Annotated in this window: 15 protein-coding genes, 1 pseudogene and 2 CRISPR repeat arrays (1 of these 18 running past the window's edge); of the genes and pseudogenes, 12 read left to right on the top strand and 4 right to left on the bottom strand. The window is 72.9% G+C overall.

The annotated features are described in order from the left end of the window. Positions 1-80: 80 nt before the first annotated feature. The 3 genes from SCWH03_RS08765 to glgX form a co-directional block, all read right to left on the bottom strand. Complete coding sequence (locus SCWH03_RS08765) at positions 81-2,168, bottom strand: ABC transporter ATP-binding protein (RefSeq protein WP_173263593.1); 2,088 nt, start codon at positions 2,166-2,168, stop codon at positions 81-83. Next, positions 2,165-4,114: an ABC transporter ATP-binding protein gene (locus tag SCWH03_RS08760; RefSeq protein WP_173263592.1), complete on the bottom strand. Its 1,950-nt coding sequence runs from the start codon at positions 4,112-4,114 to the stop codon at positions 2,165-2,167. The genes SCWH03_RS08765 and SCWH03_RS08760 overlap by 4 nt, the downstream gene beginning before the upstream one ends. Before the next feature lie 438 nt (positions 4,115-4,552). Beyond that, positions 4,553-6,856: a glycogen debranching protein GlgX gene (gene glgX / locus SCWH03_RS08755; RefSeq protein ID WP_173263591.1), complete on the bottom strand. Its 2,304-nt coding sequence runs from the start codon at positions 6,854-6,856 to the stop codon at positions 4,553-4,555. 517 nt (positions 6,857-7,373) lie between these two features. On the opposite strand from glgX, the gene SCWH03_RS08750 reads away from it, so the two are divergent. From SCWH03_RS08750 to SCWH03_RS08735, 4 genes are all read left to right on the top strand, one after another. Further along, entirely contained in the window at positions 7,374-8,618 is a 1,245-nt protein-coding gene (locus SCWH03_RS08750; RefSeq protein WP_173263590.1) for a L,D-transpeptidase, read from the top strand. Between the two features lie 189 nt (positions 8,619-8,807). Then, the gene (locus SCWH03_RS08745) at positions 8,808-10,049 is read left to right on the top strand and encodes a L,D-transpeptidase (RefSeq protein WP_173263589.1); all 1,242 of its coding nucleotides are present in this window, start codon (positions 8,808-8,810) and stop codon (positions 10,047-10,049) included. 170 nt (positions 10,050-10,219) lie between these two features. Further along, positions 10,220-10,987, top strand: a complete 768-nt coding sequence (locus tag SCWH03_RS08740; protein WP_173263588.1) for an enoyl-CoA hydratase/isomerase family protein — start codon at positions 10,220-10,222, stop codon at positions 10,985-10,987. A gap of 279 nt (positions 10,988-11,266) precedes the next feature. Beyond that, positions 11,267-11,770 (top strand): ATP-binding protein, encoded by a 504-nt coding sequence (locus tag SCWH03_RS08735; RefSeq protein ID WP_173263587.1) that lies wholly within the window; start codon positions 11,267-11,269, stop codon positions 11,768-11,770. 602 nt (positions 11,771-12,372) lie between these two features. On the opposite strand, the gene SCWH03_RS08730 is transcribed toward SCWH03_RS08735, so the two are convergent. Beyond that, positions 12,373-13,011 (bottom strand): N-acetyltransferase, encoded by a 639-nt coding sequence (locus SCWH03_RS08730; RefSeq protein WP_173263586.1) that lies wholly within the window; start codon positions 13,009-13,011, stop codon positions 12,373-12,375. A gap of 68 nt (positions 13,012-13,079) precedes the next feature. Then, a CRISPR array of direct repeats spans positions 13,080-15,367; the repeat unit is 29 nt; unit sequence GGGACCATCCCCGCGGGTGCGGGGAGCAG. Between the two features lie 210 nt (positions 15,368-15,577). On the opposite strand from SCWH03_RS08730, the gene cas3 reads away from it, so the two are divergent. The 8 genes and pseudogenes from cas3 (at position 15,578) to cas2e (ending at position 25,050) form a co-directional block, all read left to right on the top strand. Beyond that, complete coding sequence (cas3, locus tag SCWH03_RS08725; RefSeq protein ID WP_173263585.1) at positions 15,578-18,544, top strand: CRISPR-associated helicase Cas3'; 2,967 nt, start codon at positions 15,578-15,580, stop codon at positions 18,542-18,544. After that, positions 18,525-20,417 carry a type I-E CRISPR-associated protein Cse1/CasA gene (gene casA, locus SCWH03_RS08720; protein WP_173263584.1) on the top strand — a complete coding sequence of 631 codons (1,893 nt, stop codon included), beginning with the start codon at positions 18,525-18,527 and terminating at the stop codon, positions 20,415-20,417. The genes cas3 and casA overlap by 20 nt, the downstream gene beginning before the upstream one ends. Further along, on the top strand, positions 20,414-21,154 hold the full coding sequence (gene casB / locus SCWH03_RS08715) for a type I-E CRISPR-associated protein Cse2/CasB (RefSeq protein ID WP_173263583.1): 741 nt from the start codon (positions 20,414-20,416) through the stop codon (positions 21,152-21,154). Before casA ends, casB begins: the two co-directional genes overlap by 4 nt. Then, complete coding sequence (gene cas7e, locus SCWH03_RS08710) at positions 21,151-22,347, top strand: type I-E CRISPR-associated protein Cas7/Cse4/CasC (RefSeq protein ID WP_173263582.1); 1,197 nt, start codon at positions 21,151-21,153, stop codon at positions 22,345-22,347. The genes casB and cas7e overlap by 4 nt, the downstream gene beginning before the upstream one ends. Continuing rightward, positions 22,344-23,078, top strand: coding sequence for a type I-E CRISPR-associated protein Cas5/CasD (gene cas5e / locus SCWH03_RS08705; protein WP_173263581.1), 735 nt, complete (start codon positions 22,344-22,346; stop codon positions 23,076-23,078). Before cas7e ends, cas5e begins: the two co-directional genes overlap by 4 nt. Further along, positions 23,078-23,866 (top strand): type I-E CRISPR-associated protein Cas6/Cse3/CasE, encoded by a 789-nt coding sequence (gene cas6e, locus SCWH03_RS08700; RefSeq protein ID WP_173263580.1) that lies wholly within the window; start codon positions 23,078-23,080, stop codon positions 23,864-23,866. The genes cas5e and cas6e overlap by 1 nt, the downstream gene beginning before the upstream one ends. Continuing rightward, positions 23,863-24,691 (top strand): annotated as a pseudogene (locus tag SCWH03_RS08695) (CRISPR-associated endonuclease Cas1). Before cas6e ends, SCWH03_RS08695 begins: the two are co-directional and overlap by 4 nt. Beyond that, entirely contained in the window at positions 24,688-25,050 is a 363-nt protein-coding gene (gene cas2e / locus SCWH03_RS08690; protein ID WP_173263579.1) for a type I-E CRISPR-associated endoribonuclease Cas2e, read from the top strand. Before SCWH03_RS08695 ends, cas2e begins: the two are co-directional and overlap by 4 nt. A gap of 93 nt (positions 25,051-25,143) precedes the next feature. Beyond that, a CRISPR array of direct repeats spans positions 25,144-25,526; the repeat unit is 29 nt; unit sequence CTGCTCCCCGCACCCGCGGGGATGGTCCC (it continues 3,028 nt past the right edge of the window).

Here is a 25,526-nt window from a genome sequence, read left to right as displayed (position 1 = left end):
CGGAGGCGGTAGTCGCCCTTCATCGGTAGCCAGAGGGCCGAGCCGGGCGTCCCGTACCGGGCAGCACAGCTCCCCCGCCGTCAGACCAGGCTCTCCCGCCATGCCCGGTGCAGCCCCGCGAAGCGGCCCGCGCCGTCCACGAGGGCGGCCGGGCTGCCGTCCTCGACGATGCGGCCGCCTTCCATCACCAGCACCCGGTCGGCGATCTCCACCGTGGACAGCCGGTGCGCGATGACGATCGCCGTACGCCCCCGCAGCACCGTGTCCATGGCCCGCTGCACCGCGCGCTCGCCGGGGATGTCCAGCGAGCTGGTGGCCTCGTCCAGGATCAGCACCGCCGGGTCCGCCAGCAGCGCCCGGGCGAACGCGACGAGCTGGCGCTGCCCCGCCGAGATCCTCCCCCCGCGCTTGCGCACGTCGGTGTCGTAGCCCTCCGGCAGGCCGCAGACGAAGTCGTGCGCCCCGATGGCCTTCGCGGCCTGCTCGATCTCGGCGCGCGTCGCCTCCGGCCGGCCGATGGCGATGTTCTCGGCGACCGTGCCGGAGAACAGGAAGGCCTCCTGGGTCACCATCACCACCCCGCGCCGCAGTTCGGGCACCGGCAGATCGCGCAGATCGGTCCCGTCGAGCAGCACCCGCCCGTCCGTGGGGTCGTAGAACCGGGCCAGCAGCTTGGCCAGCGTGGACTTGCCCGCCCCGGTAGAGCCGACGACGGCGACGGTCTGTCCGGCGGGGATCGTCAGACGGAAGCGCGGCAGCACCTCTCCGCCGGTGCGGTAGGCGAAGCGCACGTCCTCGAACACGACCTCCCGGCCCGGACCGGTGGCTCCGGCGCGCTCCGGCAGTGCAGCGGGGCGGTCCGGCTCCGGCACGGACGGCGTCTGGGCGAGCAGCCCCGCGATCTTGTGCAGTGACGCGGCCGCCGACTCGTACGAGTTGAGGAACATGCCGAGCCGGTCGATCGGGTCGTACAGCCGCCGCAGATAGAGCACCGACGCCGCGAGCACACCCAGCGCGAGCGTCCCCTCGACCACCCGGTACGCGCCCCACAGCACGATTCCCGCGACCGCGGTGTTGCCCACCAGCCGGGATCCCACGACATAGCGGGCCATCTCCAGCATCGCGTCGCCGTTGCTGCGGGCGTGTGTGTCGTTGAGCGCGCGGAAGTGCTCGTCGTTCGCGCGCTCGCGGCGGAAGGCGCGCACCGGCCGGATGCCGTTCATCGTCTCCGCGAACTTCACGATCACGGATGCGATGGCGGTGGACCGCGTGGAGAACACCGTCGCGGCGCGCCGCCGGTACAACTGCACCAGCAGGTACAGCGGGACGAAGCTGAGTGCGGCGAGAGAGCCGATTCCGAGGTCGAGCCAGAGCAGCATCGCGGAGATGTAGACGAACGACATGGCCACGGCGAGGAGTTCCTGCAGTCCCTCGCTGAGGAGTTCGCGCAGCGACTCGACGTCGGTGGTGGAGCGGGAGATGAGCCGGCCCGAGGTGTAGCGCTCGTGGAAGTCCAGACTCAGCGCCTGGGCGTGCCGGAAGATCCGGCCCCGCAGATCCAGCAGGGCGTCCTGGTTCACCCGGGCCGACGCACGGATGAAGGCGTACTGGAACGCTCCCGAACCGAGCGCGCACACCGCGTACCCGGCACCGATCACGACCAGGGGGCCGTGGTCGCCGTCGCGCAGCGCGGGCACCCCGCGGTCGATGGCGAACGCGACGAGCAGCGGACCGGCCTGCGCCGCGGCCTGCTGGAGCAGCAGCAGGACCGCGGCGAGGACCACCCGGCCGCGGAGGGGGGACAGCAGCGAACGCAGCAGGGCGCCGGTGGCGCCGTCGGGAGCGGGCAGGGCGTCCCGGTCGAAGGCGTCGCCCCCCGTCCCCGGGCGGGTCGCGTCCGGGCCCGCTCCGTCCGTCCCGGCGGCGTCCGGGCCCGCTTCCCCGGGCCCCGTCGCGGCGCGTGGCGTTCCGCCGGGACCCGTAACGTCCGGGTCGGTCGCCCCGGGTTCGCTGTGCTTCCCGGGTTCAGTGTGCTCCCTGGTTTCGTTGGACTCCTTGAGTTCGTTGGGTTCCTTGGGGTCGCTGAGTTCGCTGAGTTCACTGAGTTCGGTACCGGCCGAGGTCTCCCCGCCGTCCGGCTGCGGCGTCGTGGCCGTCGATGACGTCATCGGTCTCGCTCCTCGGCGTGGGCGCCGGACATCAGCCAGGCGTACTCGGCGTTGTCCCGCAGCAGTTCGTGGTGGGTACCGACGGCCGCGATCCGGCCCCCAGACAGCAGCGCCACCCGGTCGGCGAGCAGCACGGTGGACGGCCGGTGCGCCACGACCAGGGCGGTGGTGTCCTGGAGGACCCGGCGCAGCGCGGCCTCCACCAGCGCCTCCGTGTGCACGTCGAGCGCCGAGAGCGGGTCGTCGAGCACGAGGAAGCGCGGCTTCCCGACGACGGCGCGGGCGAGGGCGAGCCGCTGCCGCTGACCTCCCGAGAGGCTGAGGCCCTGCTCGCCCACCTGGGTGGCGCGCCCGTGCGGGAGTGTGTCGACGAACTGCGCCTGGGCCACGTCGAGCGCCCGCCGCACCTCCTCGTCGCCGGCGCCTTCGGCGCCCATCCGCACGTTCTCGCCGACACTCGCCGAGAAGAGCGTCGGCTCCTCGAACGCCATCGACACCAGGGTTCGCAGTTCCTCGCGGGGCATGGCGGCGATGTCCCGACCGTCCATCGTGATGCGCCCCGAAGTCACCTCGTACAGCCGCGGTACGAGCGCGGTCAGCGTCGTCTTTCCGCTGCCCGTGCCGCCGACGAGAGCCATGGTCTCCCCGGACCGGATGTGCAGGTCGATGACCTTCAGCACCGGTTCTGCGTGCTCGGGCGCGTCGGGGTAGCGGAAGCGGACGCCGTCGAAGCGGAGCCCGCGCCCCGCTCCGGCGGCCGGCCTGGTCCCCTTCCCGGGTGCGGCGGGTGCGGCGGGTGCGGCGGATGGGGTCGGCGTTCGTACGGGTGAGGCGGAGTGCTCCCCGTGTCCCTCGCCGCCCCCGGGTGCCTTCTCCTCCCCGGGCTCCTCCCCGTCCCCGTGTCCGCCCCCGGGTGCCTTCTCCTCCCCGGGACCGTGCTTCCCCTCCCGCTCCACCTCCGCGTCCAGGACGTCGAAGTAGCGGTCCGTGGCCGTCGCCGCCTCCTGGCTCATGGCGAGCAGAAAGCCCATCGCGTCCACCGGCCAGCGCAGCGCGAGCGCCGTGGAGAGGAAGGCGACGAGCGTGCCGGCCGACAGGGTGCCGTCCGCCACCTGGATCGTGCCGAGCACCAGCGCGGCGCCGATGGCCAACTCGGGGACGGTCATGATGACGCCGAAGATCCCGGCGAGGAGCCGGGCCTTGACGAGTTCGGTCCCCCGGAGCCGCTCGGACAGCGCACGGAAGGCGGCGGCCTGGCTGCGGTGGCGTCCGAAACCCTTGATGACCCGGATGCCGAGGACGCTCTCCTCCACGACGGTGGTCAGGTCGCCCACCTGGTCCTGCGCCGCCCGCGCCTGGGACGAGTAGCGCACCTCGAACCGGGCGACGGCGAACACCAGGGGGGCGACCGGCGCCAGCAGGACCAGACCGAGCGTCCACTGCTGGGCCAGCAGGATTCCCGCGCCGACGATGATCGTCACCCCGTTGACGAGCAGGAACGTCAGCGGGAACGCCAGGAAGAGCCGTACCAGCATCAGATCCGTCGTCCCGCGCGACAGCAGCTGCCCCGACGCCCACCGGTCGTGGAAGGCCACGGGCAGCCGCTGGAGGTGCCGGAAGAGATCCGCCCGCATCGCCGCCTCTACACCGGCCAGCGGGCGCGCCACCAGCCAGCGCCGGAAGCCGAACAGCGCCGCCTCCACGACACCGAGCAGCAGCAGGTACAGGGCCCCCAGCCACACCCCGCCCACGTCCCGGTCGGCGACCGGACCGTCCACCATCCACTTCAGGACCAGGGGGATGACCAGGCTCAGGCAGGAGGCGACGGTCGCGACGGCCGCCGCCGTGAACAGCCGGGCCCTGACCGGGCGTACATACGGCCAGAGCCGCAGCAGGGAGCGTACGGCGGATCGTTCGGGCCCGGTGGCGTCAGCTGTGGTGGACATCAGGAGCGAGCCTACGGTTCACCACTGACAGGGCCCACCGAGTTTTTCCCGCCGCCGTCCGGTCCGCGGCCCCGGACCGGGCGGAAGGGCCCTGGGACGGGCTGGTCGTGAGGGGGCGGGCGGGGCGGGTTGCGCGGTGGGCCGGCTGTGAGGCGGGCTTGTCGTAGCCGGGTAGCCGGGTAGCCGGGTAGCCGGGTAGCCGGGTAGCCGGGCAGCCGGGTAGCCGGGTAGCCGGGCAGCCGGGTGGCCTGGTGGCCTGGTGGCCGGGCGGTACGGGTCGCGGAGGATACGGCGGGCGTCGGGACGGTACGGCTGATCGGCGGACGGCACGCGAGCGGCGGACGGCACGCGAGCGGCCGGGAGACGGGCCGACCACCGCCCCGGACAGGCCCGGCCGGCACGGGCGGGGGCGTCCGACGGCCGGCCCGCGACCGGAACTCAGCACCCGTCACGCACGCGCAGCAGCAGCACCGAACGCGCGGGCACCGTCACCCGCTCCCCGCCCCGGTACACCGTCCCCGGCGCGACCGACTGCTCCTCCAGCGAGGTGTCCACGACCAGTTCGTACTCCTCCGCCCACGGCGGCCCCGGCAGCCGGAAGGCCGTCGGCAGGCCCGCGGCGTGCAGGATCGTCAGAAAGCTGTCGTCGGTGACCTGCGCGCCCCGGGCGTCCCGGCCGGGGATGTCCCGGCCCGACAGGAACAGCGCCAGCGTGGCGGAGGGGGCGTACCAGTCCTGCTCGGTCATCTCCGACCCGTGTGCGGTGAACCAGGCCAGATCGCGCAGGCCGTCGGATGCCTGGGGCCGGCCGGAGAAGAACGCCCGGCGCCGCAGCACCGGGTGCGCGCCGCGCAGCGCCAGCAGCCGGGAGGTGAGGGCCAGCAGCCCGCCCGGCCCCGGCTGCCCCGGCAGCGACCAGTCGAGCCAGCCGGTCTCGTTGTCCTGGCAGTAGGCGTTGTTGTTGCCGCCCTGGGTACGGCCCATCTCGTCGCCGGCCACCAGCATCGGCACGCCGGTGGACAGCAGCAGGGTGGTGAGCAGATTGCGGACCTGCCGCCGGCGAAGGGCGTTGACCTCGGGGTCGTCGGTCTCGCCCTCAGCGCCGCAGTTCCAGGCGCGGTTGTCGTCGGTGCCGTCCCGGTTGCCCTCGCCGTTCGCCTCGTTGTGCTTGCGTTCGTAGCTGACCAGGTCGCGCAGGGTGAAGCCGTCGTGGGCGGTGACGAAGTTGACGGAAGCGTACGGGCGCCGGCCGCCCCAGGCGTAGAGGTCGCTGGAGCCGGACACCCGGTAGCCCAGGTCCCGCAGATCGGGCAGCGCACCGCGCCAGAAGTCCCGCACGGCGTTCCGGTAGCGGTCGTTCCACTCCGTCCACAGCGGGGGGAAGGCGCCCACCTGGTAGCCGCCGTTGCCGATGTCCCACGGTTCGGCGATCAGCTTCACCCGGCGCAGCACCGGGTCCTGGGCGATCACGGCGAGGAACGGGGACAGCATGTCGACGTCGTGCATCGAGCGGGCGAGCGCCGCCGCCAGGTCGAAGCGGAAGCCGTCGACGCCCATCTCCGTGACCCAGTAGCGCAGCGAGTCGGTGATGAGCCGCAGCACCTGGGGCTGGACCACGTGCAGCGTGTTGCCGCAGCCGGTGTAGTCGGCGTAGCGGCGCGCGTCGCCGGGCCGCAGGCGGTAGTAGCCGCGGTTGTCGACGCCCTTCAGGCTCAGCGTCGGCCCCAGCTCTCCCGCTTCCGCGGTGTGGTTGTAGACCACGTCGAGGACGACCTCGATGCCCGCCTCGTGCAGGGCCCGCACCATCCGCTTGAACTCGCCGACCTGCTGCCCCGCGGTCCCGGAGGCGCTGTAGCCGGCGTGCGGCGCGAAATAGCCGATCGAGTTGTAGCCCCAGTAGTTCCTGAGGCCCCGCCGCAGCAGGTGGTCCTCGTGCGCGAACTGGTGGACCGGGAGCAGTTCGACCGCCGTCACCCCGAGCCGTACGAGATGGCCGATCGCGGCCGGGTGGGCGAGGCCCGCATAGGTGCCGCGCAGCTCCGGGGGGACGTCGGGGTGCAGCCGGGTGAAGCCGCGCACATGCAGTTCGTAGATGACGGAGTCCGCCCAGGGGGTCTTGGGCCGCCGGTCGTCCGCCCACTCGTCGTCCGGGGCGTCGTCGTGCACGACCACGCCCTTGGGGACGTACGGGGCCGAGTCCCGGTCGTCGCGCACGGTGTCCGCGACGTGCTGATCCGGCCAGTCGCGGACGTGCCCGTACACCTCCGGCGGCAGCGCGTACTCACCGTCCACCGCCCGGGCGTACGGGTCGAGCAGCAGCTTCGCCGGGTTCCAGCGGGCACCGGTCCACGGGTCCCAGCGGCCGTGCACCCGGAATCCGTAGCGCTGCCCGGGCCGGACGCCCGGCACGAAGCCGTGCCAGATCTCGTGGGTGAGCTCGGTCAGCGGCAGCCGGGCCTCCGTGCCCGACTCGTCGAAGAGGCAGAGCTCCACGGCCTCGGCGCCGCCCGCCCACAGGGCGAAGTTGGTGCCCGCGACCCCGTCGGGACCGACCCGGTACCGGGCGCCCAGCGGTGTCGGGGCCCCCGGCCAGGCCGGCGGCCCGGAGCCGTCCGCCCTGCCCGGCCGTCCGTGCGGGACCGGATGCGGTCCCCTGACGGGAAGAGGCCGCTCTTCTTCTTCCCGTTCTTGCCGTTCTTGCCGTTCTTCCCGTACCGCCTCCTGCTCGGCTGCGCTCGACACCTGTCGGCCTCCCGCGGCTCATCGGGCCCGCGCGGCTCCCGCCCACGGCGTCCCGGCCGCGGCTTCCCGCGTGTGGTCCTCCCACCATCTCTGCCCTACGCCGTGCCGCTCCCAACATGACCCGTGCCCGACGCGACCCATCGCGTACGCGACCCGTGCCCGACGCGACGCGACCCGCCCCGCCCCGCGACGTGACCCGCGCCCCGCGACGCGACCTGTGCCCGACGCGCCCCGCCCGCGACGCCACCTGCGCCCGACATGCCCCGCCCCGCGACGTGACCCGCCCCGCGACCTGCGCCCGACATGACCCGCCCCGCGACGTGACCCGCCCGTGAGGCGAGCCGCTGCTCCTCATCTGACGGGTCTGCGAGGCGAGCCGCTCCCCACCCGCCCCGCCCGTGGCTCGACTGCGCCCGGCGCTGCCGTTCCCCGCGTGCCCCGCGCCGACGTTTCCCCACGAGGGTGGCCGTCGTTGGGGGGACGTGCTGTGTCTCTGCGACCCCACGAGGTGGACTCTGTGAGCAACGCGGTGAGGCGGACGAGGGCCACGCTGGCCGTCGCCGCGCTGTGGACGGTACTGCTCGCCGGTGTGGCCGGCTGCACCGGCGGAGCGGCAGGTGCCGGTGGCCCGGCCGTCGAGGGCGACAAACCCCGGGAGCCCGGCGACACCATCCGGATCACTCCGGCGGACGGGGCCAAGGCCGTGCCGGCGGACGGCAGGCTCGAAGTAGCCCTGGCGAGCGGGCGGCTGGAGCGCGTCAAAGTCACCCGGATCGAGGACGCGCAGCCGGCCGAGGTGCCGGGTGATCTCTCCCCGAACGGCCTGACCTGGCGTCCGAAGCCGGACACCCGGCTCGCGCTGGCGGCCAAGTACAGCGTCGACGCGGTGGCGCTGGACGCCGCAGGCCGCCGGTCCGCCCGGCACACGACCTTCACCACCGTCGTCCCCGACCACCGGTTCATCGGCTACTTCACCCCCGAGAACCGCTCCACGGTGGGCGTCGGAATGATCGTCTCGTTCGACTTCAGCCGAGGCATCAGGAACCGTGCCGCCGTCGAGCGGGCCATCCGCGTCACTTCCGTGCCGCCGGTGGAGGTCGTGGGCCACTGGTTCGACGCGGAGCGGCTCGACTTCCGCCCGCGCGAGTACTGGAAGCCGGGCACCGAGGTCACCGTCGACATGGCGCTGCGCGACGTCGAGGGGGCGGCCGGGGTGTACGGCGTGCAGCGCAAGACCGTCCGGTTCACCGTCGGACGGTCCCAGATCTCCGTGGTCGACGCCCGTGAGCGGACCATGGAGGTGCGCCGCGACGGCAGGGTGCTGACGACGCTGCCGGTCACCACGGGCGGAAAGAAGACCCGGACGTACAACGGCAGGATGGTCGTCAGCGAGATGCACGACGTCACCCGCATGAACGGTGCCACGGTCGGCTTCACCGACGACGACGGCAAGAGCGAGTACGACATCAAGGACGTGCCGCACGCGATGCGGCTCACCACGTCGGGCACCTTCCTGCACGGCAACTACTGGGCCGACCCGGCGGTCTTCGGCATGCGCAACGTCAGCCACGGCTGTATCGGGCTGCGCGACGACAAGGGCGGCAGCCAGGACTCCCCGGCGGGCTGGTTCTTCGACCGGACGCTCGTCGGCGACGTGGTGGAAGTGGTCAACTCCCCGGACCGGGTGGTCGACCCGTGGAACGGGCTGAGCGGCTGGAACATGGGCTGGGAGGCGTGGAAGGCCGGTTCCGCGCTGCGGTGAGCCGCCCTCCCGCCCTCCCGCCCTCCCGCATGGGAGGCGCCCCCGCCGGGCAGATGTGCTACCGAACAGTGCCATCGGGGAGCAGCCGCGGCGCCCCCCGGTGTGATTGTCTGTCGCCATGCGTGCGTTCGAGCGCGCGGGGGCGTGGGCCACGGCGGGGCCGGGCCGTGCGAGGGGAGACAGCTCATCGTGAACGGGCATCCGATATCGGGGACATCGGCCGGGACGGGCCGGCGGCGCGGGCGCGCCGCGCTGCCGGCCCTCGCCGCGGGAGTGCTGCTGCTGGTGTCCGCCTGCGGCGGCGGCCCGGACCGCCCGGCCGACGGCGACAAAGGAGCCCGGGACTCCGGCAGGGTCGCCTCCGCGGTGTCCCGTGCGGTCGTGACCGTCGCGCCCGAGGACGGGGCGAAGGCCGTCGACACCAGCGGCGCGCTGAAGGTGACGGCCGACCGGGGCAGGCTGACCGAGGTCACCGTCAAGGACGACAAGGGCAACGCGGTCGAGGGCAGGATCGCGCCCGGGGGCGCCAGCTGGGAGCCGCTGCGGCACCTCGCGTCCGCCACCGGGTACCGGGTGCGCGCCGTGGCCGAGGACGACGAGGGGCGCGCGTCGGTGAAGGACACCTCCTTCAGCACGCTCGTCCCCGAGCACACCTTCATCGGCCGCTACACCCCCGAGAACGGCTCCACGGTCGGCGTCGGCATGCCCGTCTCCCTCAACTTCAGCCGCGGCATCACCGACCCCGAGGCCGTCGAGAAGGCCATCGAGGTCACCGCCGAGCCGTCGGTGCCGATCGAGGGGCACTGGTTCGGCAACGACCGCCTGGACTTCCGCCCCGAGAAGTACTGGGCCGCCGGCACCGAGGTGACGGTCCGGCTCGACCTGGACGGCGTCGAGGGCCGCCCCGGTGTGTACGGCAAGCAGGCCAAGACGGTCTCCTTCACCATCGGCCGCCGCCAGGTCTCCACGGTCGACGCCGAGGCCCACACCATGAAGGTGGTGCGCGACGGCGAACTCCTCAAGACCATACCGATCACCGCGGGCGCCCCGTCGACCACGACGTACAACGGCCAGATGGTGATCAGTGAGAAGTACGAGGTGACGCGGATGAACGGCGCCACCGTGGGCTTCAGCGGCGAGTACGACATCAAGGACGTACCGCACGCGATGCGCCTGTCGACGTCCGGCACCTTCATCCACGGCAACTACTGGGCCTCCCGCGGTACCTTCGGCTCGGCGAACGTCAGCCACGGCTGCGTCGGTCTGCGCGATGTGCGCGGCGCCTACGACGGCGGTACACCGGCCGCGTGGATGTACGACAACTCGATCATCGGCGACGTGGTGGTCGTGAAGAACTCCAAGGACAAGCAGATCGCCCCCGACAACGGCCTGAACGGCTGGAACATGTCCTGGGCGGAGTGGACCGGGTAGCCGTGGGTGGTCCCGGTGGTCCCGGTGGTCCCGCGTGGTCCCGGTAGCCGCGGGTGGTCCCGGGGGTCCCGGGACGGCACGGACGAGGGGCCCGGTGCCCCGGCGGCTCTTGTCCCTCGACGCCGGACCACACCGTGCCCCTCGGAGTGAACGGGCGCTAACCTCCCCGTATGACAGTCACTCTCGAAGTCTCCGAAGGCGTCGGCACCATCCGCCTGGACCGCCCCCCGATGAACGCCCTGGACATCGCGACCCAGGACCGGTTGCGCGAGCTGGCCGTCGAGGCGGCCGACCGGGACGACGTGCGCGCCGTCGTCCTCTACGGCGGGGAGAAGGTGTTCGCGGCCGGAGCGGACATCAAGGAGATGCAGGTGATGGACCATACGGCGATGGTGAAGCGGTCGAAGGCCCTGCAGGACTCCTTCACCGCCGTCGCCCGCATCCCCAAGCCCGTCGTCGCCGCCGTGACCGGCTACGCCCTGGGCGGCGGCTGCGAACTGGCGCTGTGCGCCGACTACCGGATCGCGGCGGACAACGCCAGGCTCGGCCAGCCGGAGATCCTGCTGGGGCTGATCCCGGGCGCCGGCGGCACCCAGCGGCTGGCCCGGCTGGTGGGCCCGTCGAGGGCCAAGGACCTGATCTTCACCGGCCGCCATGTGAAGGCGGACGAGGCTCTGGCCATCGGGCTGGTCGACCGTGTCGTACCGGCCGCCGAGGTGCACGGGCAGGCGCACGCCTGGGCCGCGAGGCTGGCCCAGGGGCCGGCGCTGGCGCTGCGCGCGGCCAAGGAGTCCGTCGACGCCGGTCTCGAGACGGACATCGACACCGGACTCGCGATCGAACGGAACTGGTTCGCCGGCCTGTTCGCGACGGAGGACCGCGAGCGGGGCATGCGGAGCTTCGTCGAGGAGGGTCCGGGGAAGGCCCGGTTCCTGTGAACCGGGGTGAGAGCGGCGGGAATTGGACACGTATCGCTGCTTCGTCAACATGACGCCCCACGTGGTCGAAATAATCGAAGCTTGAAGAAACCTCGGGCGGCCTCGTCCGGCGCTCCTGGCGATCGTGTGTGCGCACTGCGTCATCGCAGGTCGATCAGGGTGTGAGCGCCCCGGATGCCAGGGGCATATGCCGAATCGGCGCCCCCGGGCACGGCTCAGGGGGGTGCCGATTCCTCCGGAACGGTCACGGGAGGGCATCTGGGCGGCCATGATGGGGGCATGGCGGGGCTGGAAGGTATGGAGCAACCGCGGGCGCGGAGCAGCGCGACCGCCGCGCGGTGGGCGCCGGCCGTCGATGACGGGCGGGCCCTCGAGGCGGTCGAGCTGTTCGGTGACCCGTCCGACGGAGAGGTCGAACTCCCGTCGCGTCCCCCATCCGCCGCCGTCGCGCGCCGGCTGACCCAGTGTGTGGTGCTCCGTCACTGGGCGCTCTCGCCGCAGACCGCCGAGCACGCGGTCCTGCTGGTCTCCGAGCTGGTGGGCAACGCCGTCCGGCACACCGGGGCGCGGGTGTTCGGGCTCCGGATGCTCCGCAGGCGCGGCTGGATCCGCGTCGAGGTGCGCGACCCGTCGCGGGGGCTGCCCTGCCTGATGCCGGTCCGCGAACTCGACACCAGCGGCCGGGGTCTCTTCCTGGTCGAGACGCTGTCCGACCGGTGGGGCGTCGATCTGCTGCCGCGCGGGAAGACCACCTGGTTCGAGATGCGGACGGACGACCGCTGACAGGGGGGCGCGCCCCCCTGAGACGGGCGCGCGGGCTCGTCGGCCGGAGAGCGTGCGAGGCGCGGGCCCGGGGTGCGCACGGCGCGGGCCGGGGGTGCGCGAAAACCCCCTCCGGCGCCTGGGTTCAGGGACCCGCGCGGCGCCGAGGGGGCTTCGTGTGGGCGGGCGCGGACGGGGTGGGGTGTATCCGCGCTGCCGCTCTTCTGGACGACCTGGCCCGGGTCGATGGGGGTCGCTCAAGCGAGACTATGGCAGACATTCGGCCACGCGTAAATGGCACATTTCGCCCATAAGTGAATACAACCTGACAATGTGAAACTGGATCAAAGGTAGATCTAGTCGGTTGTCTACCAAACAACGAGTAAAGGCTGGATCGACTCGGTCAATCCTCGCCCCGAGGGCCCCCTGGGTACCGTGCGACGGCCGAAGGCCCTGCATCTCGATGCTCTCCGGCTCTCTCCGGCGCCCTCGGGTGGCATCACCCCCGCCGCGCGCACCTCGACCCCGCGGCACCGACGGCTGCCCGTCCGCCGGTAGGGCCCGGCCGGCGGCCCACGTACCCCGGCGCAGGCCGACCGCGGAGCCTGCCGGTCCCGACCCGGCTAACCGGCTACGAGCAGGGCTTCCGAGCCGACCGGTCGGTACCCCGCCCGCTGGAACGTCCGTACGCTGCGGGCGTTGCCGGGCGACTGCTGGGACCAGATGTGGGTGCCGGGCACCAGATGGCGCGCCGCGACGGCGAGCCGCACCCCCAGCCCGGCGCCCCGCGCCTCCGGGTCCACCTCGATCGCGGCCTCCCACCGGCCGGCCACGCCCCGGCCCAGCACCAGGACACCGCCGTCCGCGGCCCACACCCGTACCTCGTCCCGGAACTTCAGCGCCCGCGCGACCCGGGGATGGTCCGGGTCGGTGATCTCCCTCAGCTCCAGGCCTGGGTCCCCGGTCCGGGCCGCGGCGACCGTGAGCAGGTCGACGGTGTTCACCGAACGGCCGGTCCTCGCCGTCAGCGCGCTCAGGAAACCGGGCGTCATGCTCGCGGAGAGCGGATCGCTCCCCGCCGCGGCCAGGGCCTTCCGCACCCACACCGGATCCTCATCCGTGAACACCACCGAGTGGGCGGTGAAGGCGAGTACCCCCGCGTCCCGCGGGCTGGGCTGCGGCACCACCGTCGTACCCCCGTCCGGCGGCGGGAACTCGTCCCGTGCCGCCGCCTCCAGTATCCGTGCCACCGCGTCGCTCATCCCTCCATCCTCCCCGACGGCCCCGTGCTCCCCGAAGGCACCCCGCCCTCGCAGTCCGGCCCGGAGCAGGGAGCATCCCCGCGGGTGCGGGGAGCAGTCAGGTCCGGGGCAGATGAACGGCCACGCCGGGGGACCATCCCCGCGGGTGCGGGGAGCAGCGGCCTCATCACCACCGATACTCGGGCCACCCGGGGACCATCCCCGCGGGTGCGGGGAGCAGTCCAGGAGTGTGCCGACGGATCCGCGGCGTGCGGGACCATCCCCGCGGGTGCGGGGAGCAGGTAGTTCGACGTGGTGATCGAGTCGGCGGGTTCGGGACCATCCCCGCGGGTGCGGGGAGCAGAGACCCGCTGAGCTCAGGGAGCCCTGCATGGCGGGACCATCCCCGCGGGTGCGGGGAGCAGCACGGGGCGGGGCGGCCGTAGAGCGCCGGTAAGGGACCATCCCCGCGGGTGCGGGGAGCAGCCCCTCCGGGGCCCGCACCGCCGGGCTCCGGTGGGACCATCCCCGCGGGTGCGGGGAGCAGGTTCCGGCTGACCACCCTCGCGCGCAAGGCACGGGGACCATCCCCGTGGGTGCGGGGAGCAGCCCGAGATGACCCCGGCGGAGGTCGACGAGCTGGGACCATCCCCGCGGGTGCGGGGAGCAGATCCGGACCTTCACGATGTCCCCCACGCTGCCGGGACCATCCCCGCGGGTGCGGGGAGCAGGGACTGCCGTCCGGGGCCTTCGTCGATTCGTGGGGACCATCCCCGCGGGTGCGGGGAGCAGGTGTGCTGGGCTCGGGCCGGCCGCGGCCTGCCGGGACCATCCCCGCGGGTGCGGGGAGCAGACTGCGGCCCGTCCCCCTGATCGACCTCGACAGGGACCATCCCCGCGGGTGCGGGGAGCAGAGCGCCAGGCCGAGCAGGATCGGCACCAGGGCGGGACCATCCCCGCGGGTGCGGGGAGCAGGAGCCGAGCTTGGCCTCGGGGCCGCCGTCGGCGGGACCATCCCCGCGGGTGCGGGGAGCAGCGGACCCCGTGCAGATCTACTACAACAATGATGGGACCATCCCCGCGGGTGCGGGGAGCAGAGCGCCAGGCCGAGCAGGATCGGCACCAGGGCGGGACCATCCCCGCGGGTGCGGGGAGCAGGCCATCATGCAGGACGGGCTGCTCGACGGCATGGGACCATCCCCGCGGGTGCGGGGAGCAGTACTCCAGCGTCAATGAGCTGACTCGGGCCTCTGGACCATCCCCGCGGGTGCGGGGAGCAGTTCCGGGGGTTCGACGTCCCTTATGGGGACCGGGACCATCCCCGCGGGTGCGGGGAGCAGCCGAGCCCGGTCCACACCGAGCCGTATCCGACGGGACCATCCCCGCGGGTGCGGGGAGCAGAGCACCGGCTCGAACGTGGGCTTGAGCTGGGTGGGACCATCCCCGCGGGTGCGGGGAGCAGTCCTCGTCGGGGTTGCCGCTGTAGTCGACGCCGGGACCATCCCCGCGGGTGCGGGGAGCAGGAGGACGCGTGGCGGATGTAGTCGCTCAGCGGGGGACCATCCCCGCGGGTGCGGGGAGCAGTGCCAGCCCACGCCGACGGCATACCCGCAGTCGGGACCATCCCCGCGGGTGCGGGGAGCAGACTGGGAATCGCACCGTCCCCTCGGGCACTTATGGACCATCCCCGCGGGTGCGGGGAGCAGACGCGGTCCACCCGAGACCCGATTCAATCGCCAGGACCATCCCCGCGGGTGCGGGGAGCAGCCGCACGACTTGGCCCGCAGCTGCCTCGGGTTGGGACCATCCCCGCGGGTGCGGGGAGCAGTCAAGCTCGCAGCCGCCACCAGGTCGGCAGACGGGACCATCCCCGCGGGTGCGGGGAGCAGCCGGGGCTGTCGGCGTACACCTTGCTGCCGGTGGGACCATCCCCGCGGGTGCGGGGAGCAGTCGCCGTGTCCCGCGCACGTCCCGCACACGTAGGGACCATCCCCGCGGGTGCGGGGAGCAGCCGGCCCCGGTCGAAACGCAGCCCTACGAGATGGGATCATCCCCGCGGGTGCGGGGAGCAGTCCAGGTGTTCCGCCACCCAGGCGACTCGGCCGGGACCATCCCCGCGGGTGCGGGGAGCAGTTCCTCGGGCACCGGGTCCGGTGGGGGCTGGGGGGACCATCCCCGCGGGTGCGGGGAGCAGCCAACGAGATCCCAGCCCACGCCGAACGCGGTGGGACCATCCCCGCGGGTGCGGGGAGCAGTCGCCGTGGCGGCGCCCGGCGTTCTGCACGCCGGGACCATCCCCGCGGGTGCGGGGAGCAGTAGGTCTGCGAGTCCGCCCGACCGCGGTACAGGGGACCATCCCCGCGGGTGCGGGGAGCAGCCTCGTTGACCTGGTAGTTCACCGCGGCGCAGGCCTCGTTCCACCTACTTCTGCAGAGTCGGGCATATTGGTCATTCTGTGCATTCCCCTGTCTCGGCTGATTCGGTGGACCGGGCGTCAGGGGATCGGTCTACCAGCTGATATCACCTGGATGGATGCGATTCTCCATTTCCGTGCGCGGAGCCCGGCCGCGCGTGTATCAATCTCTCCATGAGCAACGGGGAGGGTACCCGTCTCGGCATGCTGCCCCGGCTCGGGGGCCCGGCGCGGTCGGTGTGGGCCAAGCATGACCGCGACACCGACGGTTGGTTGCCGCTGTGGCGGCACATGGAGGACAGCGCCGAGGTGGCTCGCCTGTTGTGGGACCGGTGGCTGCCCGCGGGCGTGAGGGGGTTGATCGCCGAGGCGTTGCCGCGCGGTGATTCGGACGCGCGCGCCCTCGCGGGCTGGCTCGCCGGTGTGCACGACATCGGCAAGGCCACCCCGGCGTTCGCCTGTCAGGTCGACACGCTCGCCGACGCCATGCGTGGCCGGGGACTTGAGATGCGCTCGGCGAAGGCGATGGGGCCGGACCGTCGGATCGCGCCGCATGGTCTGGCCGGGCAGGTGCTGCTGGGCGAGTGGCTTGCGGAGCGGCATGGGTGGGTGCCCGCGCGGACCGGGCAGCTCACGGTCGTTGTCGGCGGGCACCACGGTGTGCCGCCCGAGTACGGGCAGATCAAAGCGCTGTACGACCGTGAGGAGTTGTTACGCACCCCCGGTGCGAGCGGACCCGTCTGGCGGCAGGTGCAGACCGAGTTGCTCGACGCGTGCGCCGAGTGCTTCGGTGTGAGCGGTCGGCTGGGGGACTGGCGGACGGTGAGGCTTCCGCAGCCGGTGCAGGTGCTGCTGACGGCGCTGGTCATCCTCGCCGACTGGATCGCCAGTTCGCCGGACCTTTTCCCGTACTTCCCCGATGGGGCGTCCCGCAGTGGTCGGGAACGCCTCGACGCGGCCTGGCGTGGACTGGACCTGCCGGAGCCCTGGCGAGCGGAAGAGCCGGTCGAGAGCGTGCAGGAGTTGTTCGCCTCCCGGTTCGCCCTGCCGGCGGGGGCGAAGGTGCGCCCGGTCCAGGAGGCGGCCGTGGAGCTGGCCCGTGAGATGGAGAAGCCGGGCCTGATGATCGTCGAGGCCCCGATGGGGGAGGGCAAGACGGAGGCGGCGCTCGCCGTGGCCGAGGTCTTCGCGGCGCGCTCGGGTGCGGGAGGGGTGTTCCTCGCGTTGCCCACCATGGCGACAGGCAACGCGATGTTCCCTCGTCTGCTCGACTGGCTTGAGCGGGTGCCGGGGGTGTCGGGGACGCGTCGCTCGGTGCACCTGGCCCATTCCAAGGCCGCCCTCAACGAGGACTTCGCCGACCTGATGGCACGCGCCGGACCGGTCGCGGCCATCGGCGTCGACGAGGCGGTGGCGATGCCGCCCCGGAGGCAGGCGGAGGGCCGGCGTCGCGCGAGCGGTGAACTGGTGGCGCACGCCTGGCTGCGGGGGCGCAAGAAGGCCATGCTCGCCTCGTTCGTCGCGGGCACCGTCGACCAGTTGCTGTTCGCCGGGCTGAAGAGCCGTCACCTGATGCTGCGTCATTTCGCGGTGGCAGGCAAGGTCGTCGTGATCGACGAGGCGCACGCTTATGACACGTACATGAGTGTGTACCTGGACCGGGTGCTGTCGTGGCTGGGTGCGTACCGGGTGCCCGTGGTGGTGCTGTCCGCGACGCTGCCGGCCGCGCGCAGGAGGGCGCTCCTCGACGCGTACGCCGGCCGGAACGGCGCGACCGAAGTGGAGGCGGCCTCCAGCGCGTCGCAGGCCACCGCGTCGCAGGCCAGCGCTTCGCAGGCCGTGTACCCGCTGCTGACCGCTGTCGCCCCGGGCGGACTGCCGCAGGTCCGCTGTCCACGCGCATCGGCCCGGACGGCCAAGGTGCGGGTGGAGCGCCTTGCCGAAGGCCTGGACGTCCTCGCGGGGCGGCTGGAGGACGAACTCGTCGACGGCGGCTGCGTCCTGGTGATCCGGAACACGGTCAGCCGGGTCCTGGAGACGGCCGCGGCGCTGCGTGCCAGGTTCGGCGCGGAGAACGTCACGGTCGCCCACTCGTGCTTCGTCGACCTCGATCGGGCCGACAAGGACCGCACGCTGCTGCGGCTGTTCGGCCCTCCGGAGAAGACGGGCGACCGGCCGGCGGGCCGGCATATCGTGGTGGCGAGCCAGGTGGCCGAGCAGTCGCTGGACGTCGACTTCGATCTGCTGGTCAGCGATCTCTGTCCGGCCGACCTGCTCCTGCAGCGCATGGGACGTCTCCACCGCCACCGGCGCGGGCCTGACCAGCAGGATCGGCCCAGCCGCCTGCGTACCGCGCGCTGCCTGGTGACCGGGACCGACTGGGCGGCGGAGGTACCCGTTCCGGTGCGGGGGTCGGTCGCCGTGTACGGGCGGTACGCGCTGCTGAGGTCGGCCGCGGTCTTCCTCCCCCACCTCGACGACCCGGCCCGGCGGCCGGTCGAACTCCCCACGGACATCGACCCGCTGGTGCAGGGCGCTTACGGGGAGGGACCGGTCGGTCCCGACCACTGGCAGGGCGCCTTGGCGGAGGCGTGTGAGCAGTTGGGGCGGCACCGCGTCGACCAGGCCGAGCGGGCGGCCGTGTTCCGTCTGGGGGACGTCGGAAAGCCGGGGCGGCCCTTGTTCGGGTGGGTCGCCGCCGGTGTGGGGGACACGGACGACACGGCCGCCGGTCGCGCCCAGGTGCGTGACAGCCGGGACGGCCTGGACGTCGTCGTCGTGCAGCGGCGCGGTGACGGAAGCCTTGCCACCCTGCCGTGGTTGAAGCCGGACGCGAAGCGGGAGCGTCGCGCCGGTATGGAGCTGCCCCAGGGCGCGACCCCCTCACGGTTCGCTGCCCGCACCGCGGCGAGTTGCGGTCTTCGGCTTCCCCCGCGGTTCTCCGGCGAGACGCTGGACCGGGCCATCGAGGAGCTGGAGCGGCTGTATCTCCCTCACTGGCAGGGCAAGGACAGCCCCTGGCTCTCCGACCAGTTGATTCTCGCTCTCGACGAGGACTGTCAGACCCGGCTGGCAGGCTTCGTACTCCGGTACAGCCCGAGTGACGGCCTTGAGGTGACCCGTGACGCAGACGACCGATGACCCGGAGGCCCGTGAGGTGCCGTCCTTCGATCTGACCAGCAGCTCCTGGATCGGCGTGGTGCGGAGCGACGGCTCACCCGACGAACTGTCGCTCCGTCAGGTGTTTGCGCAGGCCGACGACCTGCGCTGCGTCGTCGACGGTCTGGCCACCCAGGAGTTCGCCCTGATCCGGCTGCTCCTGGCCGTCGCGCACGACGCCCTGGACGGTCCGCGCGACATCGAGGAGTGGGCGGAGCTGTGGGAGGACCGGGAGAGCCTCGCGCCCGTCCAGGAGTATCTGACGCGGCACGCCCACCGGTTCGACCTGCTCCATCCGCAGACGCCCTTCCTGCAGTCGGCCGGACTGCGCACGCTGAAGGACGAGGTGTTCTCCCTCAACCGGATCGTGGCGGACGTGCCCGCCGGCGAGCCCTTCTTCAGCGCACGGCTGCCGGAAGTGGAGCGGCTGTCGTTCGCCGAGGCCGCCCGGTGGGTCGTCCACGTCCACGCCTACGACACCTCCGGCATCAAGACCGGCATGGCCGGCGATGACCGGGTCAAGGGCGGCAGGGTCTATCCGCTCGGCACCGGCTGGTGCGGCGGACTCGGCGGCGTCTTCGTCGAGGGCGACACCCTCCGCGAGACCCTGCTGCTCAACCTGGTGGCGGCGGACACCGCCGAGCTGGAGTTCCCGGCCGACGACCGGCCGGCGTGGCGGCGCGACTCCAGTGGACCGGGCTCCACCGGCCGTCCCGCGACCGGTCTTCGCGACCTGTACAGCTGGCAGTCGCGGCGCCTGCGACTGCACTACGACGCCGACGGCGTCCACGGTGTCGTCCTCGGCTACGGAGACCAGCACACCCCCCGGAACATGCACCGGCGCGAGCCGATGACCGCCTGGCGCCGCAGCAAGGCGCAGGAGAAGAAGCTGGGGCAGTCGCCGGTGTATCTGCCGCTCGAACACGATCCGGCCCGCTCGGCCTGGCGGGGCATCGCCGCGCTCGTCGCCGACCGGCCGGACGACGGTGGTGGCGGTGGCGGTGGCGGTGGCGGTGGCGGGGAGCCTGCCGCACGTCTGCGGCCGAGGATCCTTGAGTGGATCGCCCGACTGGTGAGCGAGGGGCATCTGCGTCCCCGATACCTCGTCCGCGCCCGGCTGGTGGGCGTCAGCTACGGGACCCAGCAGTCGGTCGTCGAGGAGGCCGTCGACGACCGACTGCAGATGCCGGTCGTCCTGCTGCACCGGCAGGACCCCACGTACGCGGTGCAGGCCGTCGCCGCGTCGGACGACGCCGACCGCGCGGTACGGGCCCTGGGGGACCTCGCGGCCGACCTGGCCCGAGCGGCCGGAGTCGGCCAGGAGCGGCCGAGGGCCGCGAGCCTCGCCGAGGGGTTCGACGCGCTGGAGCAGCCGTACCGGGACTGGCTGTCAGCCCTGGCGGAGGCTCCCGACCCCTTCGCCCACCGGGACGCATGGCGGCGTCGGCTGCGGAAGGACGTCGGCCGTCTCGGAGACCGCCTCATCGCCGCCGCGGGCGACGCGGCATGGGAGGGGCGCATCTGCACCGGCACCCGCACCAGCAGCACCGGCACTGGCACCGGCGCCAGCACCAGTACGGGCACCAAGGGCAGCTCCTACTGGCTGAACGCGGGCCTCGCCGACGTGTGGTTCCGCGGGCGGCTGGCCAGGGCGCTGGGAGCCCCCGGCGATCCCGAATCCCCGAGCCCGGCTGGAGGCGGCGCACACGCCAGCGCCGAGGACGGCGGTGGGCCGCCAGCCCCCGACAGTGGTAGGCCACCACCCGCCCCGGACGGCGGTGGGCCGAGCGCTCCGGAACCGGCCGGCACACCCGGCTCCTACCACGCCGCGACCACCCCGGAGGTGCCCGTATGACCACCGCTTCATCCCCTCCCGCTTCACCCCCTCCCGCCTCACCCCCGTCCGCCGCATACCCTCCTGCCTCGCCCCCCTCCACCGCAGCCCCGGTCCACCAGAGGCTCGCCGAACTGACCGCGGCGACGATCGGCCCCCTCCAGCAGGGCTATCTCTCGGACCGGTCCCCGGCCGTCGCCGCCCTCGCCCGGCTGCGCCGCGGCGCGGGCCGCGAAGCGGGCGAGCTGCCCGACCTGTGGAACCTGGTCGACACCGGCCCGCTCCACACCCGTACGGACGGGTCACGGGAGCTGAGCGAGCGCGAACTGACCCGCGCCGAGAACGCCCTGCACGCGGCCCTCACGCTGTGGGCGTTCCATCAGCAGTCCCGCGGCACCCCCATGCACTGCCGGCACACCCGTGACCGGCCGCGCGGTCTGGGTGCGGCGGTCCGGCACCTGATGCCGGCCGACGGCGTGGACGAACCCGTCCGCAAGCGCCTGGTCCGCGCGGGGACCGCTCCCGACCTCGTCACCCTCACCCAGCGGCTGCGCGACCTCGTCGCCCTGCTGCGCCGTGACGACATCCCGCTCGACTACGCACTCCTCGCCGGCCAGCTCTACACCTGGCAGTGGCCCGACGGGCCCGCCGCCGTCCGCCGCAGCTGGGGCCGCTCCTTCCACGAGCGGGCGCGGGCCGCTGCGGCCTCGGACGAGAACACCAGCAAGGACAGCCACACCGACAAGGACGCCTCGTGAACCGCATCTTCCTCGACGTGCACGCCCTCCAGACCGTTCCGCCCAGCAACCTCAACCGCGACGACACCGGCGCGCCCAAGACCGGCGTCTACGGGGGAGTCCCGCGCGCCCGCGTCTCCAGCCAGGCGTGGAAGCGGGCCATCCGCACCTCCTTCAAGGACGAGCAGCTGCTCGACCCCGCCGAGCTCGGTGTACGGACGAAGAAGATCGTGGAACTCCTCGCCGACCGGATCGCGGCGCTCGACCCGTCCGCCGAGCGCGAGACGGCGCTGAAGCTGGCCGACGAGACCGTCAGGGCGGCGGGCTTCAAGACCGAGGTGCCCAAGCGCAAGGCCGACCAGGCGAAGAAGGACGGCGGCCGCACCCCCGCACCCGAGAGCAAGTACCTGGTCTTCCTCAGCTCCCGGCAGCTCGACGGCCTGGCGCGCCTCGCTCTCGACGGCGCCTCCGACATCACGGCCTTCCTGAAGACCAAGGAGAACAAGGCACGCGCCAGGGAGCTCGCGGACACCCGGCACTCCGTCGACATCGCACTCTTCGGCCGTATGGTCGCCGATGTCGCCGACATCAACGTCGACGCCGCCGTGCAGGTCGCACACGCACTCAGCGTCCACCGGGTCGACAACGAGTCGGACTACTACACCGCCGTCGACGACGAGAACACCGACGAGGAGACCGGCGCCGGAATGATCGGCACCGTCGACTTCAACTCCGCCACGCTCTACCGGTACGCCTCACTCGGAGTGCACCAGCTCGCCGCCAACCTCGGCGCGGGCCTGCGCGACGACGAACACCACAGCGAGCCCGTCCGGCGTGCGATCGAGGCGTTCGTGCACGCCTTCACCTCGTCCCTGCCCACCGGGAAGGTCAACACCTTCGGTCACCACACGCAGCCCGACGCCGTCGTCGTCAGGCTCCGCACCAGCCGGCCCATCAGCTACGTCGCCGCGTTCGAGGACCCGGTCCGCAGCGACGGCGGCGGCCACCTCCGCGAGGCGTCCGACCGGCTCGCCGCCTACGCCGCCGATGTCGAGCGCGCATACGGCGACCCGGACGGTACCCGTACCTGGGTGCTGCGCGTCGGCCCCGCCACGCAGAAGCTGGCCGGGCTCGGCACGGAGACCGATACGCTGCGGGAGCTCGCCGCCGCCGTCGCCGGGGCCGTCGCCGAGCGTCTGGAGAAGCCCGCATGAGCGTGCTCGTCCTCCGCCTGGCGGGCCCCCTGCAGTCCTGGGGGGCCTCCTCCCGGTTCACCCGCCGCACCACCGAATCGGCCCCGACCAAGAGCGGCGTGGTCGGTCTGCTCGCCGCGGCGGCCGGCATCGAGCGCGGCGACGACGGGCGCCTCGCTCCGCTGGCGGCACTCCGGTTCGGGGTGCGCATCGACCAGCCGGGCACCCGTATCCGGGACTTCCACACCGCCCACCACGGCGTCACCGACGCGTCCATGCCGCTGTCGGAGCGGTTCTACCTCGCGGATGCCGTCTTCGTCGCCGCCGTCGCGGGCGACGACACCCTGCTCCGCGCGCTGCACGCCGCGCTGCACGCGCCGGTGTACCCGCCCTACCTCGGCCGCCGCTCGTGTCCGCCCGCCGAGCCGCTCGTCCTGCAACTGCACGAGCACGCAGACGGTATCGAGGACGTGCTCAGGACCACGCCGTGGCAGGCCGCGGACTGGTACCGCAGGCGCCACCGGCCACCGGACCGCCTGACCGTGCTGCGCGAGGCATCCGGCGGCGAGCCCCCCGGGACGGCAGACCTGCTGCGCGACCAGCCGGTCAGCTTCGACCCCGGCCACCGGCGGCACGCGCCGCGCACCGTCGTCACCGAACCCGTGCCCGTCCCGATCCCCGCGGCCGGCGATCAGCGGTACGCGCACGACCCGTTCACCGCCCTCGACGCCCTTGAGGAGGAGTGCGCCTGATGTTCATCTCCCGCTTCCGCGTCAACACGGCGCGCTCCGGCGCCCGCCGCCTCCTGTCCTCGCCCCAGACCCTCCACGCGGCCGTCATGTCGTCGTTCCCTGGCATCCTGCCCTCCGACCGCGCGGCGCCCGACGCGCCCCGCGTGCTGTGGCGCCTGGACCACCGGAGCCGCGCCGAGGTACTGCTCTACATTGTCGGTCCCGACCGTCCCGACCTGACGCACCTGGTCGAACAGGCCGGCTGGCCCGCCGCCGCCGGCCCCGCGAACCCCGGCTGGCAGACCCGGCCCTATGCGCCCTTCCTCGACCGGCTGGCGGCGGGCGACCGCTGGGCGTTCCGCCTGACCGCGAACCCCGTGCACACCGTCCGCCGCAAGGAGGGCGAACCCCGCAAGATCACCGCCCATCTGACACCCACGCACCAGATGGGCTGGCTGCTCGACGAGCGACGCCAGCAGCGACTCGGCTTCCGCGTCTGCGAGAAGCCCGCCGAGCGCAGGCTCCTGCCCGAGGGCACCACGCACCGCAAGCACCCCCATCCGGGCGACCGGTACGAGCTGACCGTGGGGGACACGCGTTCGCTCTCCTTCACCAAGTCCCGCGGTCCCGAGAACCGTCAGAGCGGGCCGGTCACCGTCGCCACCGCCACCTTCGAGGGACGACTGGAGATCACCGACCCGGACGCCCTGCGCCGCGCCCTCACCCAGGGCATCGGGCGGGCCCGAGCGTACGGCTGCGGTCTGCTCACCCTGGCCCCCCTCGCCCGCCCCACCCCACGGACGCCATGAGCCCGGTCTCCGGACGTCCGGCACTCACCCCGAGACATCTCACCCGCACCGGTGAACGCCTCTCCTTCGTCTACCTGGAACGCTGCACGGTCCACCGCGACGCGAACGCCATCACGGCCCAGGACGCGGAGGGCACCACCCACATCCCCTCCGCGACCATCGGCACCCTGCTCCTCGGCCCCGGCACCCGGATCACCCACCAGGCCATGAGTGTTCTGGGCGAGACCGGCGCGTCGGTCTGCTGGGTCGGTGAACACGGCGTGCGCTACTACGCGTCAGGCCGGGCCCTCAGCCGCACCTCCGCCCTCGCCGAGGCGCAGGCCCGGCAATGGGCCAATCCCCGAAGCCGCCTCGCCGTCGCACGGGAGATGTACCGGCTGAAACCAGGCCGTCACCGCCGCCGCCCAGTGCATGTACGGGATAGCCCACGCCGTCGTCACCTCGCTCGGCTGCAGCCCTGCTCTCGGCTTCGTCCACTCCGGCCACGAACTGTCCTTCGTCATGGACATCGCCGATCTCTACAAGACGGAGATCGGCATCCCCCTCGCCTTCGACGTGGCCGCACAGGACGAGGAGGACGTCGGTTCGCGCACCCGCCGAGCCCTGCGGGACCGCATCAACGAGACATCGCTGCTGAACCGGTGCGTCGACGACATCAAGCGTCTGCTGCTCCCGGAACCGGCCGGACCCGCCGCCGGCGACCACCAGGACACGACCCCGGGCGAGACATCCGACGTGGTCACACTCCACAGCGACGGCGGCCGTCAGGTCCCCTCCGGCGTCAACTACGGCGGAGGGGACGACTACGGGGACTCCCTCTGGTGACCGTCATCGTCCTCACCAACTGCCCCGCCGGTCTCCGCGGCTTCCTGACCCGCTGGCTCCTGGAGATCTCCGCGGGCGTCTTCGTGGGCAACCCCTCGGCCAGAATCCGCGACCTGCTCTGGGAAGAGGTCCGGCAGTACGCGGGCCAGGGCCGGGCCCTGCTGGCCCACACCACGAACAACGAGCAGGGCTTCGCCTTCCGCACACACGACCATGCCTGGCATCCGACCGATCTCGAAGGCGTCACACTGATCCGCCGCCCCGACCCGACCACACCGCCCCCGGCGGCGACTCCCCGCAGCGAACCGCCATCGGGCTGGAGCAGGGCCGCCAAACGCCGCCGCTTCGGCAGGAGCTGACGCCGCATTATGGCCCACATGTCGGATTCGCCGGAAACTGTGAAAGTCCCCGGAAACCGCCCCCGTCGCCGCTAAACCCCCAGCTCAACCAGTCTGCTCCCCGCACCCGCGGGGATGGTCCCACCGCCCGGGGCAAGGGCCGCAAGGCCACTCCCTGCTCCCCGCACCCGCGGGGATGGTCCCGAGTCGCGGGCCCTGCGGGGCCGCTTGAAGCGCTGCTCCCCGCACCCGCGGGGATGGTCCCTCCGCCACTTCGTCGTACTCGGCCCAGCTCAGCTGCTCCCCGCACCCGCGGGGATGGTCCCATCTGCCGCATCAAGGACCTCCCCGACCTGTACTGCTCCCCGCACCCGCGGGGATGGTCCTCAGGTCAGGCTGTGACTCGCCGCTGAGGAGTCCTGCTCCCCGCACCCGCGGGGATGGTCCCGAACCGTGCCGCCCGCGACAGGTCGGCGTCGGCTGCTCCCCGCACCCGC

The organism is Streptomyces pacificus (assembly GCF_011766325.1).
In the GTDB taxonomy this organism is placed as follows: domain Bacteria; phylum Actinomycetota; class Actinomycetes; order Streptomycetales; family Streptomycetaceae; genus Streptomyces; species Streptomyces pacificus.
The sequence above is the reverse complement of the archived record's forward strand: the minus strand, read 5'-3'. Positions and strand labels throughout refer to the sequence as shown.

Bases quoted from the DNA above. Each gene is read 5' to 3' on its own strand.
- SCWH03_RS08765 (WP_173263593.1), bottom strand. From the start codon at position 2,168: ATGACGTCATCGACGGCCACGACGCCGCAGCCGGACGGCGGGGAGACC.
- SCWH03_RS08760 (WP_173263592.1), bottom strand. From the start codon at position 4,114: ATGTCCACCACAGCTGACGCCACCGGGCCCGAACGATCCGCCGTACGC.
- SCWH03_RS08740 (WP_173263588.1), top strand. From the start codon at position 10,220: ATGACAGTCACTCTCGAAGTCTCCGAAGGCGTCGGCACCATCCGCCTG.
- SCWH03_RS08735 (WP_173263587.1), top strand. From the start codon at position 11,267: ATGGCGGGGCTGGAAGGTATGGAGCAACCGCGGGCGCGGAGCAGCGCG.
- SCWH03_RS08730 (WP_173263586.1), bottom strand. From the start codon at position 13,011: ATGAGCGACGCGGTGGCACGGATACTGGAGGCGGCGGCACGGGACGAG.
- cas3 (WP_173263585.1), top strand. From the start codon at position 15,578: ATGAGCAACGGGGAGGGTACCCGTCTCGGCATGCTGCCCCGGCTCGGG.
- casB (WP_173263583.1), top strand. From the start codon at position 20,414: ATGACCACCGCTTCATCCCCTCCCGCTTCACCCCCTCCCGCCTCACCC.
- cas5e (WP_173263581.1), top strand. From the start codon at position 22,344: ATGAGCGTGCTCGTCCTCCGCCTGGCGGGCCCCCTGCAGTCCTGGGGG.
- cas6e (WP_173263580.1), top strand. From the start codon at position 23,078: ATGTTCATCTCCCGCTTCCGCGTCAACACGGCGCGCTCCGGCGCCCGC.